The 16,140-nt window shown below is 64.5% G+C and carries 11 protein-coding genes; 3 read left to right on the top strand and 8 right to left on the bottom strand.

All coding sequences use genetic code 11. From position 1 onward, the window contains the following. Positions 1–3 precede the first annotated feature (3 nt). Positions 4–3,756, bottom strand: coding sequence for a DUF5801 repeats-in-toxin domain-containing protein (locus tag ACN9MV_RS23970; RefSeq protein WP_426389813.1), 3,753 nt, complete (start codon positions 3,754–3,756; stop codon positions 4–6). A gap of 523 nt (positions 3,757–4,279) precedes the next feature. Here ACN9MV_RS23970 and ACN9MV_RS23965 point away from each other — a divergent pair. Then, a complete protein-coding gene (locus ACN9MV_RS23965; RefSeq protein ID WP_179830411.1) occupies positions 4,280–4,816 on the top strand; it encodes a response regulator transcription factor in 537 nt (178 codons plus the stop codon). A 39-nt stretch (positions 4,817–4,855) separates the two neighbouring features. Here ACN9MV_RS23965 and ACN9MV_RS23960 read toward each other — a convergent pair whose 3' ends face one another. The 4 genes from ACN9MV_RS23960 to ACN9MV_RS23945 all read right to left on the bottom strand — a co-directional run bounded on the left by ACN9MV_RS23960 (position 4,856) and on the right by ACN9MV_RS23945 (position 10,020). Then, positions 4,856–5,626 carry an ABC transporter permease gene (locus ACN9MV_RS23960; protein WP_093058140.1) on the bottom strand — a complete coding sequence of 257 codons (771 nt, stop codon included), beginning with the start codon at positions 5,624–5,626 and terminating at the stop codon, positions 4,856–4,858. Positions 5,627–5,637: 11 nt separating this feature from the next. Further along, positions 5,638–6,498, bottom strand: coding sequence for an ABC transporter ATP-binding protein (locus tag ACN9MV_RS23955; RefSeq protein ID WP_426389812.1), 861 nt, complete (start codon positions 6,496–6,498; stop codon positions 5,638–5,640). Then, a complete protein-coding gene (locus ACN9MV_RS23950; protein WP_426389810.1) occupies positions 6,498–7,529 on the bottom strand; it encodes an ABC transporter substrate-binding protein in 1,032 nt (343 codons plus the stop codon). The genes ACN9MV_RS23955 and ACN9MV_RS23950 overlap by 1 nt, the downstream gene beginning before the upstream one ends. A 190-nt stretch (positions 7,530–7,719) precedes the next feature. After that, entirely contained in the window at positions 7,720–10,020 is a 2,301-nt protein-coding gene (locus ACN9MV_RS23945; RefSeq protein ID WP_093080533.1) for an NADP-dependent malic enzyme, read from the bottom strand. Positions 10,021–10,230: 210 nt separating this feature from the next. Here ACN9MV_RS23945 and ACN9MV_RS23940 point away from each other — a divergent pair, with 210 nt between their 5' ends. Next, complete coding sequence (locus ACN9MV_RS23940) at positions 10,231–11,571, top strand: NAD(P)/FAD-dependent oxidoreductase (RefSeq protein WP_097198455.1); 1,341 nt, start codon at positions 10,231–10,233, stop codon at positions 11,569–11,571. Positions 11,572–11,574: 3 nt separating this feature from the next. Here the strand turns inward: ACN9MV_RS23940 and ACN9MV_RS23935 are convergent, their stop codons facing one another. From ACN9MV_RS23935 to gcl, 3 genes are read right to left on the bottom strand one after another with little or no spacing between them, the layout of a single operon-like run. Then, complete coding sequence (locus ACN9MV_RS23935) at positions 11,575–12,483, bottom strand: 2-hydroxy-3-oxopropionate reductase (RefSeq protein WP_093058145.1); 909 nt, start codon at positions 12,481–12,483, stop codon at positions 11,575–11,577. A gap of 42 nt (positions 12,484–12,525) precedes the next feature. Then, positions 12,526–13,311, bottom strand: a complete 786-nt coding sequence (gene hyi / locus ACN9MV_RS23930) for a hydroxypyruvate isomerase (protein WP_426389808.1) — start codon at positions 13,309–13,311, stop codon at positions 12,526–12,528. A gap of 22 nt (positions 13,312–13,333) precedes the next feature. Further along, the gene (gene gcl / locus ACN9MV_RS23925) at positions 13,334–15,124 is read right to left on the bottom strand and encodes a glyoxylate carboligase (protein ID WP_258353505.1); all 1,791 of its coding nucleotides are present in this window, start codon (positions 15,122–15,124) and stop codon (positions 13,334–13,336) included. A gap of 110 nt (positions 15,125–15,234) precedes the next feature. On the opposite strand from gcl, the gene ACN9MV_RS23920 reads away from it, so the two are divergent. Beyond that, positions 15,235–16,137, top strand: a complete 903-nt coding sequence (locus tag ACN9MV_RS23920) for a LysR family transcriptional regulator (protein WP_093058148.1) — start codon at positions 15,235–15,237, stop codon at positions 16,135–16,137. Positions 16,138–16,140: the final 3 nt, after the last annotated feature.

The following is a 16,140-nucleotide window of genomic DNA, read 5'->3' as shown; positions in this document are numbered from 1 at the left end:
TCGTTACGCGATCGCCTCCGTTTGCTGGGTTGTGCCTATCAGGTTGGCCACGCCATCGATCTCCAGGTGGACATCGAAGTTGAAGCCTGCGAAGTCGGCATCGCCGTCGATCACCTGACCCACAAAGTTCAGGTCCACGTCCGAATTGATCGTCGCCGACGTGATCACATCGATCTTGATGATCTTGAACACATCGTTGTCCGCCGTATCGGCATAGTTCGAACCGGTCGCGGTCAGATTCACCGCGTTATGGCCGCTCAGGCTGATACCCGTGCCAGTGATTTCTTCGGTGCTGCTCAGGACCTGCACGCCCGTGATCTGGAAATTGGCGCTGTCGTAGTCGTCCTCGCCGATGCTGACGACCTTCAGGCCTCCTCCGGCCGATTGATAGTCCGCCGCGGAGTTGGCGATCAGAAGCCTGGTCGTGGTGGTGTTGGTCGACGCATTGAACAGCTTCAGCAGAACAGCCACATCTTCGCCGTCCGTGATCTGATCGATCGTGATGTTGATCGCGTCAGCGTAGGCCGTGTCCGTACCGACGATGGTCGCCCCGGGTCGCTGCGGCGGGCTCGTCAGATTGGGGTTGCTCACCGGATTCGATTTGTAGAAGTCGAAGTTCAGCAACTCGCCGGCTTGGACGGTATCGGAGTTCACCCCGAGGGTGTTGGTTGCGACGTTGACAAAACCCGCGGTCTGGCTGGTGAAGGTTTCGCCCGTCAGGAACGCGTGATTGCCGCCCGCCAACAGATCGCTGGAATCACTCGGAGGCGAGGAGGCCCTGGCTGACAGCACGCCGAAAAAGTCGTTGCTGTATTTCTGGACCACGATCTCCGGCGAGTTGTTGCCTTCCGTGTCGTAGTTGAAGGATGCCAGCGGCGCACTCGTGGAGAACGTCGTTTGTCCTCCGAAGACCTGATCCAGATCGAAGGCGTAAGTACCGTCTGTCTTGTTGAAGACGACCGTGCCTGTTGCCGCCTGCGTTGTCGTCGACGTTGGCCCGGGGTAGTAGTTGAAGCTGAAGTTGTAGGTGACGGTCGTGGCGTCTTCGGCAAAGTGAGAGACGGCTGTATCGGTGATGGGCCGCCCGCCGCCGGTCGTTCCGGTCAGGCTGTTCAGCACGATGCCGTCGGTCGACGAGTTGTCCACGTCGTCGGCGCCAATGGAGAAGTTGTAGGTTCCCGCAATGGGCTGCGCGTCGTTCGCTCCGGTGAGGTCGGAGATGGCGGTCACCGTCGGGCCGTCGTCGTCGAACTTGATGTTGGCGCCGATGTTGAGCACCTTGGAATCGGTCGCGGTGTCGCCATCGCCATCGGTGAGCGTCACGGCATTGGTCAGGGTGATCAAGGTGTCGGCCAGCGTGGCCTGCTGGGCCGCGTAGTTCGACGAAGCACCCGGCAGCGCGTGGTCGATTTCTGCAAATTGCTGCAGCGTTACCGAACCGGCGCCACTCACGGCGACATCGAAGATGATGTTGGCTGCCGAAATACCGGCCTCGGTGGCGGAGGTCGAACCTATGACCGTTCCGGCAACCAGGTACAGCCTGATGACCGCACCGTCACTCGTGAGCCCGGATGCGCCGCCCTGCGTTGCCACGCCGAGCGCGAAGGTCGATGCGGTGCTGCCCGCCCCGTCGGCGCCATAGCCACTCGAAGTCACGCCGAAGGCCGTCGCGAAGTCCTGGGTGGCGGAGTCGGTGGCTGCCCCGATGGTCTGTGCGTCCTGGATATTGAGCAGCGTCGTGTCGGTGGGCGCTGCCAGCACGATGGACGGGCCGTCGTCGTCGAACTTGATGTTCGCGCCGATGTTGAGCAGCTCGGAATCGGCGGCGGTGTCGCCATCGCGATCGGTGAGCGTCACGGCATTGGTCAGGGTGATCAGATCGTCGGCCATCGTGGCCTGCTGGGCCGCGTAGTTCGACGAAGCACCCGGCAGCGCGTGGTCGATTTCTGCAAACTGCTGCAGCGTTACCGAGCCGGTTGCGTTCACGGCCAGGTCGAAGACGGTGTTGGCTGCCGAGACGCTGGCCTCGGTGGCGGAGGTCGAGCCGATGACCTTGCCGTTCAGCAGGTACAGGTAGATGCTGGCGCCATCGCTCTTGAGCCCGGAGTCTTCGCCCTGCGTCTTCACGCCGAGCGCGAAGGTCGAGTCGGTGGTGCCTGCCCCGTCGGTGCCGAAGCTGCTCGAAGTTGTGCCGAAGGCCGTCGCGAAGTCCTGGGTGGCGGAGTCGGTGGCTGCTCCGACGGTCTGTGCGTCCTGGGTGTTGAGCAGCGCCGTATCGGTGGGCGTTGCCAGCACGATGGACGGGCCGTCGTCCTCGAAGACCATCATGGAGCCGACCTCTGCCGTTGCGTTGGAAACCCGCAGCAGCCGGAAACCTCCGATGTCGAAGTCCGCGTGGGTGTTGCCCGAGGCATTGAGGTCGGCCCCGTTTTCGATGAGTACGCGGTTGTGGTCCGCTGACGTCGTGTATTCGATCGAGTAGCCGGACTTGACGCCGGTGATTGTTGCGATGCCGCCGGTGACGCTGATGACGATGGCCGAACTCTGTCCGCCCTCGGCGCCGTTCGAGAAGGTTTCCAGGGCCGCCCCGGTGACGGAGTCGAGCACGCGCACGCTCGTGATCGAAATCACCTGGTCGCCCGAATAGCCCTCGATGAAACTGTTGCCGGCCTCGAGCGCCGTGCTGTATGCGGTGATCTTGACCTGGGCGGTCTTTCCGCTTTGCAACTGCACAACGTCGAAATCGGCAGTCCTTGCTCCGAACATGCCGGTGAAGTCGATGTTCGATTCCAGATCGGCCTCGTTCTGGTCCAGGGTCGGAATGGTGACGTCCGCCCTGGCGCCGGTCACGAACGTGAAGCGGATGCCTTCCTGCTCGGTGATCATCTGGCTGTTGGTGCCAAACGTGGTCGGCCCGCCGGCCTTGCTGGTGTTGATCGTGTCGCCGGTCGTGATGTTGATATCGTCGGCGGTGCTGTTGGGGTTGGCCCCGGACTGATTTGCCGGGTCCTTCCCCGTCGCGATGATCGACACGTCGGAAATCCGGCCGTTGACGATCGTCGGATTGTCCTTCGTGAACATCAGGAACAGGTTCTGGCCGGATGGCGCGCCTGCGAGGTTGAACTCCGTATCCTGGCTGACACTGACGAAGACCTTGTCGAGCAGGTTGACTGCATCGTCGGGGTTGGTGGCATCCGGGTCCGATATCGCTTCGTACTGGACCATCCAGATCTTGGCGCCGGTCACCGGGGTTCCCGTTTCCTCCAGGTAGGCGGCGAACACGACGACATTGAGGGCGGTCTTCCCGTAGACGACGTTGTTGTTGGTCGTGTCGGTGTAAAGGAAGATGTCTTCGCCGTCGGCTGTATTGAGGCCGCTGTCGAAGCCATTGAGCGGAGCGCCGTTCGTGTCCGTGAAGGACACATCGGTGACCGTGCCGGAGATGCTGAATGTGAATGCGTTGGTGCCGGTATTGGACCCGTTGTAGCCACTCAACGCGGCGTTGATGGCGGTCCCGACACTCTGGGCCGCCAGGCGGCTGCTGAAGGCAGTCGGCAGCGAGCTTGCGGAGATGTCATTGTCGTTACTGTCGCCGGCAACGGCGGGAGTAGCGGCAAGGTTCTGCAGATTGGCGGATTCGTCCAGGGTGACGGTCGAGCCAGCCGTCAAATTTAGCGCGGGCATAAACACTCCTTGGTTGAGAAAAAACCCGCCGATCGGAATCAGTGCACCCGATTGAGGCGCGTTCGCCGCCAATCAACCAGGCTCACGTATCAGCAGAGGAGGCATGCTGTGCCGTCAGACGGCGCCTTGTCCATGGGATAAAAGTTGTCACCCAAAGGATGACGCGTCGTGCCGGGCGTGCGCTCTCATGCCCTTAACCTTTTGATACCTTGGGAGGTCCGCGGACCTATCTGCACGATGGTGCGGTCTTTATCATTAACCTCCGGATACCTCCAAAACAAGTGCCCCGGGGGAAGCCATGGAAGAAATCCCACTGTCGTCTGCTGGGCTGGAACCTGCGTGGAACGCAGATCCGCGGCCGTTCACGCAAGACTTCCGCCCCCCGTCGCCATTTGCGCCACCCACGCTGTGGACATCGAGCTGTTTTCAGCCGGCTTGCCTGGAGATTCCATCTCCTGCCCCGTGCCCTGCGGTCGAAGTCCGTGTTCCGGTTCTCGTCGCAACCTGTCCAGGTCGCGCATCGCTGCTGTCCGGGCTGGGCCTGTTGGCCTCGAGGCAATGGGCCGAGCAGATGTATCAGGTCGAGTACGCGGAAATGAACAGCATCTCTGACCTGGAAGCCTGCTGCCGGCAGCAGGCGCCTCGTTTGCTGTTGGTGGACATCGCGTTGATTTCGCCGGAGAGAGTCAACAAACTGGACGATCTGCGCCGCCGCTTTCCAGCCACCGACTGGCTCCTCGGCTGGGAGGAGCCCTCCATGCTGGGGCTGGATGCAGCGATCCGGAGTCAGGCGCGCGGCTGCGTCGAGTGGACAGCGAGCGCAGAGCAGTTCGCGCAATCGCTGGATGCCGTGCTGGCAGGCACCTTGGGCTTCCCGGGCCCGGTGTTGCAGGCACTCTATCTGTCTGTGCTGCGATTGAAGGCAGGCGGCGGGCGGCCGGCGTCCTGCGCGATATCACCTGCAATCAAACTGACCGCACGCGAGGACGAGGTGCTTTCGCTGATGTACCGGGACATGACCAACAAGCAGATCGCCGAGCGACTCGGCATCAGTGTCAACACAGTCAAGAAGCACCTCGCCCACGTGTTCGCGAAGCAGGGGCAGCACAGCCGGCGCTGGCATCTCACCTGATCCGTGGCAGGCACCGATGTCGAATCCGGCGTGGCCTACTTACTGATTCTGCGAACCCCGGTGCGCCCAACCCGTGGTGTGCTTCTCGATCACGCTGAAGAGCTCGTACATCAGCATGGCCATTGCGCCCACCACCATCAGGCCCGCGAAGGCCAGGCCCATCTGCATGGCCGAGCCGGCGGAGATCAGCAGGTAGCCGATGCCTTCGTTGGCGGCGGTCATCTCGCTCACCGTGGTGCCGACAAAAGCCAGCGTGATCGCCACCTTCAGCGAGCCGAAGAAGTAGGGCATGGAGCGCGGCAAGCCGATCTTCATGAGCACGTCCCAGCGCTTGGCGCCGAGCACGCGCAGCACGTCTTCAAGCTCCGGCTCCAGCGTGGCCAAGCCGGTCGCGATGTTGACCATGATCGGGAAGAAGCTGATCAGAAAGGCCGTGAGAATCGCCGGCCCCACGCCGATGCCGAACCACACCACGAGGATAGGCACGAAGGCCGCCTTGGGCAGTGCGTTGAAGGCGGTCATCAGCGGATAGATCGCCGCGTACGCGATGCGCGAGCTGCCGATCACGAAGCCCAGCAGAACGCCCACCACGATCGCCAGGCCGAAGCCGGCCATCGTGACCCAGAAGGTGCGCCACGCGTGGCCCGCGATGATTTCCTTGTATTCCCAGAACTGCGTCCAGATGCGCCAGGGGCTAGGGAAGATGAAGTCCGAAACCTCGAAGCCCGCACAGATGACCTGCCACAGGATGAGCACCGCGACCAGCAGCAGCCATGGCGACCAGCGTTCGATTTGCTTGGTGTTCTTCATGGTGCGCCCGCTCAGTGAGACACGGCCGCGGCCGTCTGCGCCGCGCTGATGCCGGTATTGCGGATGGCACCGATGTGCCCGCGCAGCTCCAGCACGATGTCGGTGAACTCCTTCGTGTAGGTGAGCTCGAGTTCGCGCGGACGCGGCAGGTCGATCTCGCGCTTGACCACGAAGCGCCCCGGGCTCTTGCTCATCACGTACACCGTGTCGGCGAGGAACACCGATTCGCGCAGGTCGTGCGTCACCAGGATCACGTTGAACTGCTGCTCGGTCCAGAGGTCGCGCAGGATGCACCACAGCTCTTCGCGCGTGAACGCGTCGAGAGCGCCGAAGGGCTCGTCGAGCAGCAGCATCTTGGGCTCGTGGATGAGCGCGCGGCAGATGCTCGCGCGCTGCTGCATGCCGCCCGAGAGCTGCCACGGAAACTTGTCTTCATAGCCCGCAAGGCCCACCTTCTGCAGCAGCTTGCGTGCGCGCTCGACGTATTCCTTGCGCTTGGCCTTGAAGTTCGAGCGGTAGGGCTCGACGATTTCCAGCGGCAGCAGCACGTTGTCGACCGTGGTGCGCCACGGCAGCAGCGACGGCGCCTGAAAGGCCATGCCCGATATCTTGAGCGGCCCGGTCACCGGCTGGCCGTCGATGCGAATCTTGCCCATCGAGGGCATCTTCAGCCCCGTGGTGAGCTTCATGAAGGTCGACTTGCCGCAGCCCGAGGGGCCGACGATGGCGATGAATTCGCCGCGCTTGACCTTCAGGTCGATGGCTTCGACCGCGAAGTGGTTCTCGCGCAGCAGCTCCTCGTTGTAGGCGAGCCAGACGTCCTGGAAGTCGACGAAAGGGGCTGCAGCCGCGTCTTGCGATGCGTCCGCCATCACTTCTTCAGGATGTTCAGTTCAGCGGCGGGCGGTAGCAGAGCGGCGGTCCACACCGCGTCGGGGCTCACGCGCGTCTTGGTGTTGAAGGCGTCCGACACCTGCGAGGCCATCAGCGACATGCGGCCTGCGTTGACCGCGCCGAAGCCTTCGGCGCGTGCGTCAGGGCTGTTGATGACGGTGTCGATGGCCAGTTGCAGGCGGCGGGTTTCGAGCTTGCTGTCGATGATGCCGTCGCGCGCCTTCACCGATTCGATGGCCACGGCCGGGTTGGCAATGACTTCCTTTGCGCCCTTGGCAAAGGCCGAGAGGAATTTCTTCACCGCCGCCGGGTTCTCCTTGATGAGCTTGGGCGAGGCGATGATGACGTTGCCATACAGCTTCACGCCGTAGTCGGGGTAAGGCAGCACCACCACGTCGGCCGTCTTGGCGCCGCGTGCCTCGAGGTTGAGCAGCGAGGTGAAGGTGAAGCCGGTGATGGCGTCGATGTCACCGCGCATCAGCATGGTTTCGCGCAGCGTCGGGTCCATGGCGGTCCAGTTGACGGCGCCGATGTTGTTGGCCTTGGCGAAGATCGGGAACGCGCGGCGGCCTGCGTCGAACACCGGCGCGCCCAGCTTCTTGCCGGCTAGGTCGGCCGGCTTGGTGATGCCGCTCTTCTTGAGCGCCATGACCGAGGCCGGCGTGTTGTTGTAGACCATCATCACCGCGACCGGCTTGTTGGGGCTGTCGGGGTTGTTGGCGTGAAATTCCATCAGCGCCGCGAGGTCGGCAAAGCCCATGTCGTAGGCACCCGAGGCCACGCGCGTGACGGTGCCGCCCGAGCCGTTGCCCGCGTCGATGGTCACGTCGAGCCCGGCCGCCTTGAAGTAGCCCTTGGCGGCGGGGTGCAGGAACAGCGCGGCCGGTCCTTCGAAACGCCAGTCGAGCTGGAACTTGATCGGCGTCGGGCTCTGTGCAAGGGCCGGTGTGAGGCCGAAGCAGATGGCCGAGGCGGCGAGGAAGGACTGGAGCAGTTGGCGCTTGTTCATGCGGAGATCGATCCGTTAGGGGAAGGTGAATGCTTCGGCATTCAAGCAAAAACGGTGCCCGCACGCGATTGGTGCGAACCCTTCCAGTGGATCGAGACGGTGCGCCTTTGCACCCCTCAAATGCAAAAACGCGGCGAGGCCGCGTTTTTGGCACCGAAGGCGGGCAAAAACACCCCCCGGTTGAAGGCTCTTACTTGTCGACCGTGACCTTCGCCACCGCCAGCGCCGTCATGTTGATGATGCGGCGCACCGTCGACGACGGCGTCAGCACGTGCGCCGAGCTTGCGGCGCCCAGCAGCACCGGGCCGACGGTGATGCCGTTGGCACCCGTCATCTTCAGCACGTTGTAGAGGATGTGCGCCGAGTCGAGGTTCGGGCACACCAGCAGGTTGGCTTCGCCGCTCAGCGTGGTCTCGGGCAGGGCGGTGCGGCGGATTTCTTCCGACAGTGCCGCGTCGCCGTGCATTTCGCCGTCGCATTCGATGTCGGGCGCCATCTGCGCGAACAGGTCGCGCGCCAGCCGCATCTTGCGGGCCGAGCCGCGGCTGGAGGTGCCGTAGTTCGAGTGCGACAGGAAGGCCACCTTCGGCGGCAAGCCGAAGCGGCGCACTTCCTCGGCGGCCATCAGCGCGATGCTGGCCAGCAACTCGGCACTCGGGTCTTCGTTCACGTTGGTGTCGGTGATGAACACCGTGCGCTTGTCGAGCGTGAGCGCGTTCAGCGTTGCGAAGCCTGGCGCGCCGCGCTTCAGGCCGATCAGGTTGCGGATGTGCTCCAGGTGCACGTCGAAGCGACCGACCAGGCCGCAGATCATGGCGTCGGCGTCGCCCAGGTGCATCATCAGCGCGGCGATGGTGGTGTTCGAGCGGCGCACCATCGTCTTGGCGGCCTCCGGCGTCACGCCGCGGCGGCCCATGAGCTTGTGGAAGCTTTCCCAGTAGATGCGGAAGCGCGGATCGTCCTCGGGGTCGACGATCTCGAAGTCGATGCCCGTGCGGATGTGCAGGCCGGCCTTCTTGATGCGCGCCTCGATCACTGCGGGGCGGCCCACAAGGATGGGCTTGGCCAGGCCTTCGTCCACGGCCCACTGGGCGGCGCGCAGCACGCGCTCGTCTTCGCCTTCGGCGTAGGCCACGCGCTTGGCGGTGGCGATCTTGGCGGCGCTGAACACCGGGCGCATGAACATGCCGGTCTGGTAGACGAAGCGCGTCAGGTGCTGGCGGTAGGCGTCCATGTCTTCGATCGGGCGCGAGGCCACGCCCGAGGCGGCGGCGGCCTTGGCCACGGCCGGGGCGATGCGCAGGATCAGGCGCGAGTCGAAGGGCTTCGGAATGATGTAGTCGGGGCCGAAGGCCAGCTCCTGGCCGGCGTAGGCGGTGGCCACCTCTTCGCTGATGTCGGCCTTGGTCAGGTCGGCGATCTCGCGCACGCAGGCCAGCTTCATTTCTTCGGTGATCTTGCTGGCGCCGCAATCGAGCGCGCCGCGGAAGATGTACGGGAAGCACAGCACGTTGTTGACCTGGTTCGGGTAGTCCGAACGGCCCGTGGCAATGATGCAGTCCGGCCGCACGGCCTTGGCCAACTCGGGGCGGATTTCAGGCTCGGGGTTGGCCAGCGCCAGGATGATGGGCTGCGTGCCCATGGTCTTGACCATATCGGCCGTCATCACGCCCGGGGCCGAGCAGCCCAGGAACACATCGGCGTCCTTCACCACGTCGGCCAGAGTGCGGGCGCCGGTGTCTTTCTGGGCGTAGCGTGCCTTGGATTCGTCGAAGCCGCCCGCACGGCCCATGTAGATCAGGCCCTTGGAGTCGCAGGCGTAGATGTTGGCGGGCTTGGCGCCCAGGCCCACCATCACGTCGAGGCAGGCGATGGCGGCGGCGCCGGCGCCCGAGACGGCGATCTTTACGTCCTCGATCTTCTTGCCGACCAGCTCCAGGCCGTTGAGCAGCGCGGCGGCCGAGATGATGGCCGTGCCGTGCTGGTCGTCGTGGAACACCGGAATGTTCATGCGCTCGCGCAGCTTCTTCTCGATGTAGAAGCACTCGGGCGCCTTGATGTCCTCGAGGTTGATGCCGCCCAGCGTGGGCTCCAGTGCCGCGATGATGTCGACCAGCTTGTCAGGGTCGTTCTCGGCCAGCTCGATGTCGAACACATCGATGCCGGCGAATTTCTTGAACAGGCAGCCCTTGCCTTCCATCACCGGCTTGGCGGCCAGCGGGCCGATGTTGCCCAGGCCGAGCACGGCCGTGCCGTTGGTGATGACGCCCACGAGATTGCCGCGCGCGGTGTATTCGGAGGCCGTGGCCGGATCCGCGGCGATGTCGAGACAGGGGTACGCCACGCCCGGCGAATAGGCCAGCGACAGGTCGCGCTGGTTCAGCAGGGGCTTGGTCGGGGTGATCGAGATCTTGCCCTTGACGGGCGAGCGGTGGTATTCGCGCGCTGCCTCGCGAAGTGCTTCTTCTGCAGGGGAAAGGGGTGCAGCCATGAAAGTCTCCTTGTTTCTGACGGGCAATGAGGCTACCGCAAAAGCGTGGCCTCTTCTTACAGGGTGAATGCCGAAAACGCCTGGATCTATATCTTTAGCTTGATAAGGAGGGCTGGCCGGTTCGCTAAACTGCAGATCGTTACCTACGGTTAACAGGGTATTGGCCGGGGAATCTCCAACAACGACAAAACCAATGAGGGGCAACAGCGCATGACATCCGGACCTTTCACCAGCAACGACCCCGATGTCGTGGTCATCGGCGGCGGCCCTTCGGGCTCCACGGTGGCCGCGCTGCTCGCGGACAAGGGGCACGACGTGGTGCTCATCGAGAAGGCGCAGCATCCGCGTTTTCACATCGGCGAATCGCTGCTGCCGATGAACATGCCGCTGTTCGACCGGCTGGGCGTGCGCACCGAGGTCGAGGCCATCGGCATCCGCAAGCACGGCGCCGAGTTCGTCTCGCCCTGGCATGACCACACCAGCCACTTTCACTTTGCCGAGGCGATGGACAAGAGCTTTCCGTACGCGGTGCACGTGCGCCGCTCGGAGTTCGACGAACTGCTGTTTCGCCATGCCGGCAATCGCGGCGCGCGCACCTTCGAGGGCCAGCGCGTCACAGGCGTGGACATGGAGGCCGGCAAGGGCACGCCAGACAACCGCCCGCTGGTCAAGGTCAAGGCCGACGACGGCGCCGAGACCACCTGGCGCCCGCGCTTCGTGATCGACGCGAGCGGACGCGACACCCTGCTGTCGAACCAGTTCGACGCCAAGCGCCGCAACCGCAAGCACGCCAGCGCCGCGCTGTTCGGCCACTTCGCCAACGCCGAGCGCCGGCCGGGCCGCTTCGAGGGCAACATCACGCTGTTCTGGTTCGACCACGGCTGGTTCTGGTACATCCCGCTGAAGGACGGCACCGTGAGCGTCGGCGCGGTGGCTTCCCCCGCGTACTTCAAGAACCGCAAGGGCACGCTCGAAGAATTCCTGATGGAAACCATCGCGCTCGCGCCCAAGCTGGCCGAGCGCCTGAAGAACGCCACGCTGATGGAAGGCGCCACCTCCACCGGCAACTACGCCTACGACTCCGCGTTCTGCCGCGGCGACCGCTTCATGATGGTGGGCGACGCCTATGCCTTCGTCGACCCGATGTTCTCCTCGGGCGTGTACCTGGCGATGAACAGCGGCTTCGAGGCCGCCACCGCGGCCGACCACTGGCTCAAGGGCGAGGCGAAGGAGGCCGAAAAAGCCTTCCGCCACTACGAGAAGGTGATGAAGCGCGGGCCGCAGATGTTCTCGTGGTTCATCTACCGCATCACCTCGCCGGCCATTCGCCGTCTGTTCATGAACCCGCGCAATGTCTGGCGGATGCAGGAGGCGCTGCTGTCCATCCTGGCCGGCGACCTGTTCCGCAACACTCCCATCGGCCCGCGCTTCTGGGGCTTCAAGGTGACGTACTACGCGTCGTGCCTGGGCATCCTGCCGCAGGCCATCAAGACCTGGGCATGGCGTCGGCGCAACCTCAAAGAGTCTCTGGAGGCTGCTGCGAAACCCTGAGGCTCAGTCAGGAGTGACGGTGTGCTGGGCGAGCGCTTCCAAAGCCCGCACCAGCGCCGAGTGGTCGAGCTGGCCGTAGCCCAGCGCCGCACACGCATTCATCAGCTGCGCGGCTCCCGCTGTCTGCGGCAGCGCCACGCCCAGCGAGCGCGCGCTCTGCATGGCGAGGTTCAGGTCCTTCTGGTGCAGTGCGATGCGGAAGCCCGGCGCGAAGGTGCGCTTGATCATCCGCTCGCCATGCACTTCGAGGATGCGCGAGCTGGCGAAGCCGCCCATCAGCGCCTGGCGCACCTTGGCCGGATCGGCGCCGGCCTTGGAGGCGAACACCAGCGCCTCGCCCACGGCCGCGATGTTCAGCGCCACGATGATCTGGTTGGCCACCTTGCAGACCTGGCCGTCGCCAGCACCGCCCACCAGCGTCACGTTCTTGCCCATCTTGTCGAGCAGCGGCTTCACGCGCTCGAAGGTGCCTTCGTCGCCGCCGCACATGATCGTGAGGCTGGCGGCCTTGGCGCCCACTTCGCCGCCGGAGACCGGCGCGTCGATGTAGCCGGCGCCGAGCGCGATGATGCGCTTGGCGAAGCCCTTGGTGGCAATCGGGTCGATGGAGCTGCAGTCCACCACGATCTTGCCGCGCGAATCCTTCAGGCCTTCGGCCACGCCCTGCGTGCCCGGCTCGCCGAACAGCACCTTCTCGACGTCGGGCGTGTCAGGCACCATGATGAAGATGATGTCGGCCTGGCGCGCCACCTCGGCGGCCGAGGCGCAGATCGTGGCCTTCGAGATGAAAGGCTCGGGCGTGTTGCCCTGCGTGTTCACGAACAGCTGGTGGCCTGCGTCGAGCAGGTGGCCCGCCATGGGCGCGCCCATGATGCCGAGGCCGATGAATCCGATTTTTTGTTGGGTCGTCATGTCTCTGGTTTCCTTATCCGATGTTCTCGAGGTTCGCGATGTTCATTGCTTCTGCGTGAGCGCCTGGCGCCAGCCGAGGCCTTCCACGGTGGTCGCGCGGGGCTTGTATTCGCAGCCGATCCAGCCGTCGTAGCCGAGCGAATCGATGTGCTTGAACAGCCATGGGTAGTTGATTTCGCCCGTGCCCGGTTCGCCGCGGCCCGGGTTGTCGGCCAGCTGGATGTGGCCGATCTGCGCGAGGTGCCTGGTGAGCGTGTTGCCCAGCTCGCCTTCCATGCGCTGCGCGTGGTAGATGTCGTATTGCACGCGCAGGTTGGCCGAGCCGACTTCTTCGATCAGTGCCAGCGCCTGGTCGGTGCGCGTGAGAAAGAAGCCCGGAATGTCGAAGGTGTTGATGGGCTCGATCAGCAGGCGCAAACCTGCCGCTTCGAGTTCGCGTGCGGCAAGGCGAAGGTTGTCGACCACCGTCTTGTGCGCAAGCTCCCTGCTCACGCCGGCAGGCACCTTGCCCACGAGGCAATTGACCTGCGGGCAGCCGAGCGCCGTCGCGTAGTCGATCGCCACGCCGATGCCTTCGGCGAACTCGCCCGTGCGGTCGGGGTGGCAGGCGATGCCGCGCTCGCCCTTGTCCCAGTCGCCGGCCGGCAGGTTGTGCAGCACCTGCTGCAGGCCGTTGTCGCGCAGGGCGGCGGCGAGCTCCTTCTTCTCGAAGGGGTAGGGGAAGAGGTACTCCACCCCTTCGAAGCCCGCCTTGGCGGCAGCCTCGAAGCGCTGCATGAACGGCAGCTCGGTGAAGAGCATCGTGAGATTGGCTGCGAACTTTGGCATGTCGTTTTTCTTTCTTGCAGTCTCAATCCAGCATGGCCGCGACGGCGGTCGGCGCATCGGCGATGGTCTCCGCCAGCGGTTCGAATTCGGTGATGTTGTCGATCTCGGTGCCCATCGCGATGTTGGTCACGCGCTCGAGCATCACTTCGATCACCACCGGCACGCTGAACTCGGACATCAGCGCCTCGGCGCGGCGGATGGCCGGCGCGATCTCTTCCTGCTTGTTCACACGGATTGCCTTGCAGCCCAGGCCCTCGACCACTTTCAGGTGGTCCACGCCGTAGCTGCTCTCGATGCCTGCATCGGGGCCCGCGTTGATGTTGTCGAAGGCGAGCTGCACGCAGTAGTCCATCTCGAAGCCGCGCTGCGCCTGGCGGATCAGGCCGAGGTAGGAGTTGTTCACCACGATGTGGATGTACGGCAGCTTGAACTGCGCGCCCACGGCCAGCTCTTCGATCATGAACTGGAAGTCGTAGTCGCCCGAGAGCGCGACGATCTTGCGCGTCGGGTCGGCGGCGCGCACGCCCAGCGCGGCGGGAATGGTCCAGCCCAGCGGGCCGGCCTGGCCGCAGTTGATCCAGTGGCGCGGGTTGTACACGTGCAGGAACTGCGCGGCGGCGATCTGCGAGAGACCGATGGTGCTCACGTAGCAGGTGTCGTTGCTGAAGTTGTTGTTCATGCACTGGTACACGCGCTGCGGCTTCATCGGCACGTCGTCGAAATTGGTCTTGCGCAGCATCGTCTTCTTGCGCTCGATGCATTGCTTGGCCCAGCCGCGGCGGTCGGGCAGGCGGCCTGCGGCCTTCATTTCCTCGGCCACTTCAACGAAGAGTTCGAGCGCGGCCTTGGCGTCCGAGACGATACCGAAGTCGGGCGTGAACACGCGGCCGATCTGCGTGGGTTCGATGTCGACGTGCACGAAGGTTCGGCCCTTGGTGTACACATCGACCGAGCCCGTGTGGCGGTTGGCCCAGCGGTTGCCGATGCCAAGCACGAAGTCGCTCGCCAGCATCGTTGCGTTGCCGTAGCGGTGGCTGGTCTGCAGGCCGCACATGCCGGCCATCAGCGGATGGTCGTCAGGGATCGCGCCCCAGCCCATCAGCGTGGGAATCACCGGCACGCCGGTGGCTTCGGCAAAGCGCACCAGCAGGTCGGCCGCATCTGCGTTGATGACGCCGCCGCCGGCCACGATCAGCGGGCGCTCGGCCGCATTCAGCATGCCGATGGCTTTTTCGATCTGGGCGCGCGTGGCGGCCGGCTTGTAGGGCTTGAGCGGTTCGTAGCTGTCGATGTCGAATTCGATCTGCGCCATCTGCACGTCGAAGGGCAGGTCGATCAGCACCGGGCCCGGGCGGCCCGAGCGCATCAGGTGAAAAGCCTGCTGGAACACCTGCGGCACCTGGCCTGGCTCGCGCACCGTGACCGACCACTTGGTGACGGGCTTGGAGATCGACTCGATGTCGACCGCCTGGAAGTCTTCCTTGTAGAGCCGCGCGCGCGGCGCCTGGCCGGTGATGCAGAGAATGGGGATCGAATCGGCCCAGGCCGAATACAGGCCCGTGATCATGTCCGTGCCCGCCGGGCCCGAGGTGCCGATGCACACGCCGATGTTGCCGGCGATGGCACGGGTGTAGCCCTCGGCCATGTGCGAGGCGCCCTCGACGTGGCGCGCGAGGATGTGCGAGATGCTGCCGCGCTGGCGCAGCGCCGAATACATCGGGTTGATTGCCGCGCCCGGAACGCCGAAGGCCTGCGTCACGCCTTCTTTTTCCATCACCAGAACCGCGGCTTGCACCGCTGTCATCTTTGCCATTTGAGTCTCCTTGAGGTGGTCCCACTGTAGGAAGCGGGGGGCATTCGAAGAAGACGGCTGGGGACCATAAAACCTATTCCATGGCGGAATAAGTGACTACCATCCGGCCCATGGACAGATTGTTGGCAATGGAAATGTTCGTGCGCGTGGTCGAGACCGGCAGCTTCTCGAAGGCGGCGCGCGAGTTCAACACCACGCAGCCCACCGTGACCAAGCAGATAGCGGCCACCGAAGAGCGGCTGAAGGTGCGGCTGCTCAATCGCAACACGCGCGGCGTGAGCCTCACCGAGCCGGGCGCGCTGTACTACGAGAAGTGCAAGACCATCGTGCGCGAGGCCGAGGAGGCCGACAGCATCGTGCAGCTGCGGCAGAACCAGGCTCAGGGGCTGCTGCGCGTGGGCACCTCGGTGGCATTCGGGCGGCGCGTGGTGGTGCCGCTGGCACTCGAATACATGCGCCGGCATCCGCAGGTGCAGCTCGACCTGAGCTTCGAGGACCGCTACGTGGACCTGATCGCACAGGGCATCGATGTGGCGATCCGCATGGGCAAGCTGGCCGATTCTTCGCTAGGCGCACGCTACCTGGGGGTCAATCCGTGGGCGATGGTCGCGTCACCGGCCTACCTGAAGAAACACGGCACACCGAAGCGGGCGCAGGACCTGAGCGCGCACGTGGCGCTCATCTACAGCAGCGTGGTGGGCGACGAGTTCTGGCGCATGCACACGCCCAAGGGCGAGCCGGTGACGGTGCCTGTGTCCGGCCGCTTCCGCTCGAACAACCTTTCCGCCGTGCTGGCCGCAGCACGCGACGGGCTGGGCATTGCGCTGATGCCGCGCTACGTGGCCAGCGACTCGCTGGCCACGGGCAAGGTGCGCGAAGTGCTCGGCGACCACGCGCTGCCCGAGCAGGAGATCCACGCCGTCTTTCCCTCGCCCAAGCTGGTGCCGGGCAAGGTGTCGGGCTTCGTGGCCTTCCTGCAGGGGCGCTTCGACGAAGGCTGGTGGGCGGCCTGAGCT

It is taken from the genome of Variovorax sp. R-27, from assembly GCF_049913215.1.
In the GTDB taxonomy this organism is placed as follows: domain Bacteria; phylum Pseudomonadota; class Gammaproteobacteria; order Burkholderiales; family Burkholderiaceae_C; genus Variovorax.
This window is presented reverse-complemented; position numbering and strand designations above follow the sequence as displayed.

What these genes read in the sequence shown, in the direction of transcription:
- ACN9MV_RS23965 (WP_179830411.1), top strand. Translation starts at nt 4,280, where the DNA reads ATGAACAGCATCTCTGACCTGGAAGCCTGCTGCCGGCAGCAGGCGCCT.
- ACN9MV_RS23960 (WP_093058140.1), bottom strand. Translation starts at nt 5,626, where the DNA reads ATGAAGAACACCAAGCAAATCGAACGCTGGTCGCCATGGCTGCTGCTG.
- ACN9MV_RS23955 (WP_426389812.1), bottom strand. Translation starts at nt 6,498, where the DNA reads ATGGCGGACGCATCGCAAGACGCGGCTGCAGCCCCTTTCGTCGACTTC.
- ACN9MV_RS23950 (WP_426389810.1), bottom strand. Translation starts at nt 7,529, where the DNA reads ATGAACAAGCGCCAACTGCTCCAGTCCTTCCTCGCCGCCTCGGCCATC.
- ACN9MV_RS23945 (WP_093080533.1), bottom strand. Translation starts at nt 10,020, where the DNA reads ATGGCTGCACCCCTTTCCCCTGCAGAAGAAGCACTTCGCGAGGCAGCG.
- ACN9MV_RS23940 (WP_097198455.1), top strand. Translation starts at nt 10,231, where the DNA reads ATGACATCCGGACCTTTCACCAGCAACGACCCCGATGTCGTGGTCATC.
- ACN9MV_RS23935 (WP_093058145.1), bottom strand. Translation starts at nt 12,483, where the DNA reads ATGACGACCCAACAAAAAATCGGATTCATCGGCCTCGGCATCATGGGC.
- hyi (WP_426389808.1), bottom strand. Translation starts at nt 13,311, where the DNA reads ATGCCAAAGTTCGCAGCCAATCTCACGATGCTCTTCACCGAGCTGCCG.
- gcl (WP_258353505.1), bottom strand. Translation starts at nt 15,124, where the DNA reads ATGGCAAAGATGACAGCGGTGCAAGCCGCGGTTCTGGTGATGGAAAAA.
- ACN9MV_RS23920 (WP_093058148.1), top strand. Translation starts at nt 15,235, where the DNA reads ATGGACAGATTGTTGGCAATGGAAATGTTCGTGCGCGTGGTCGAGACC.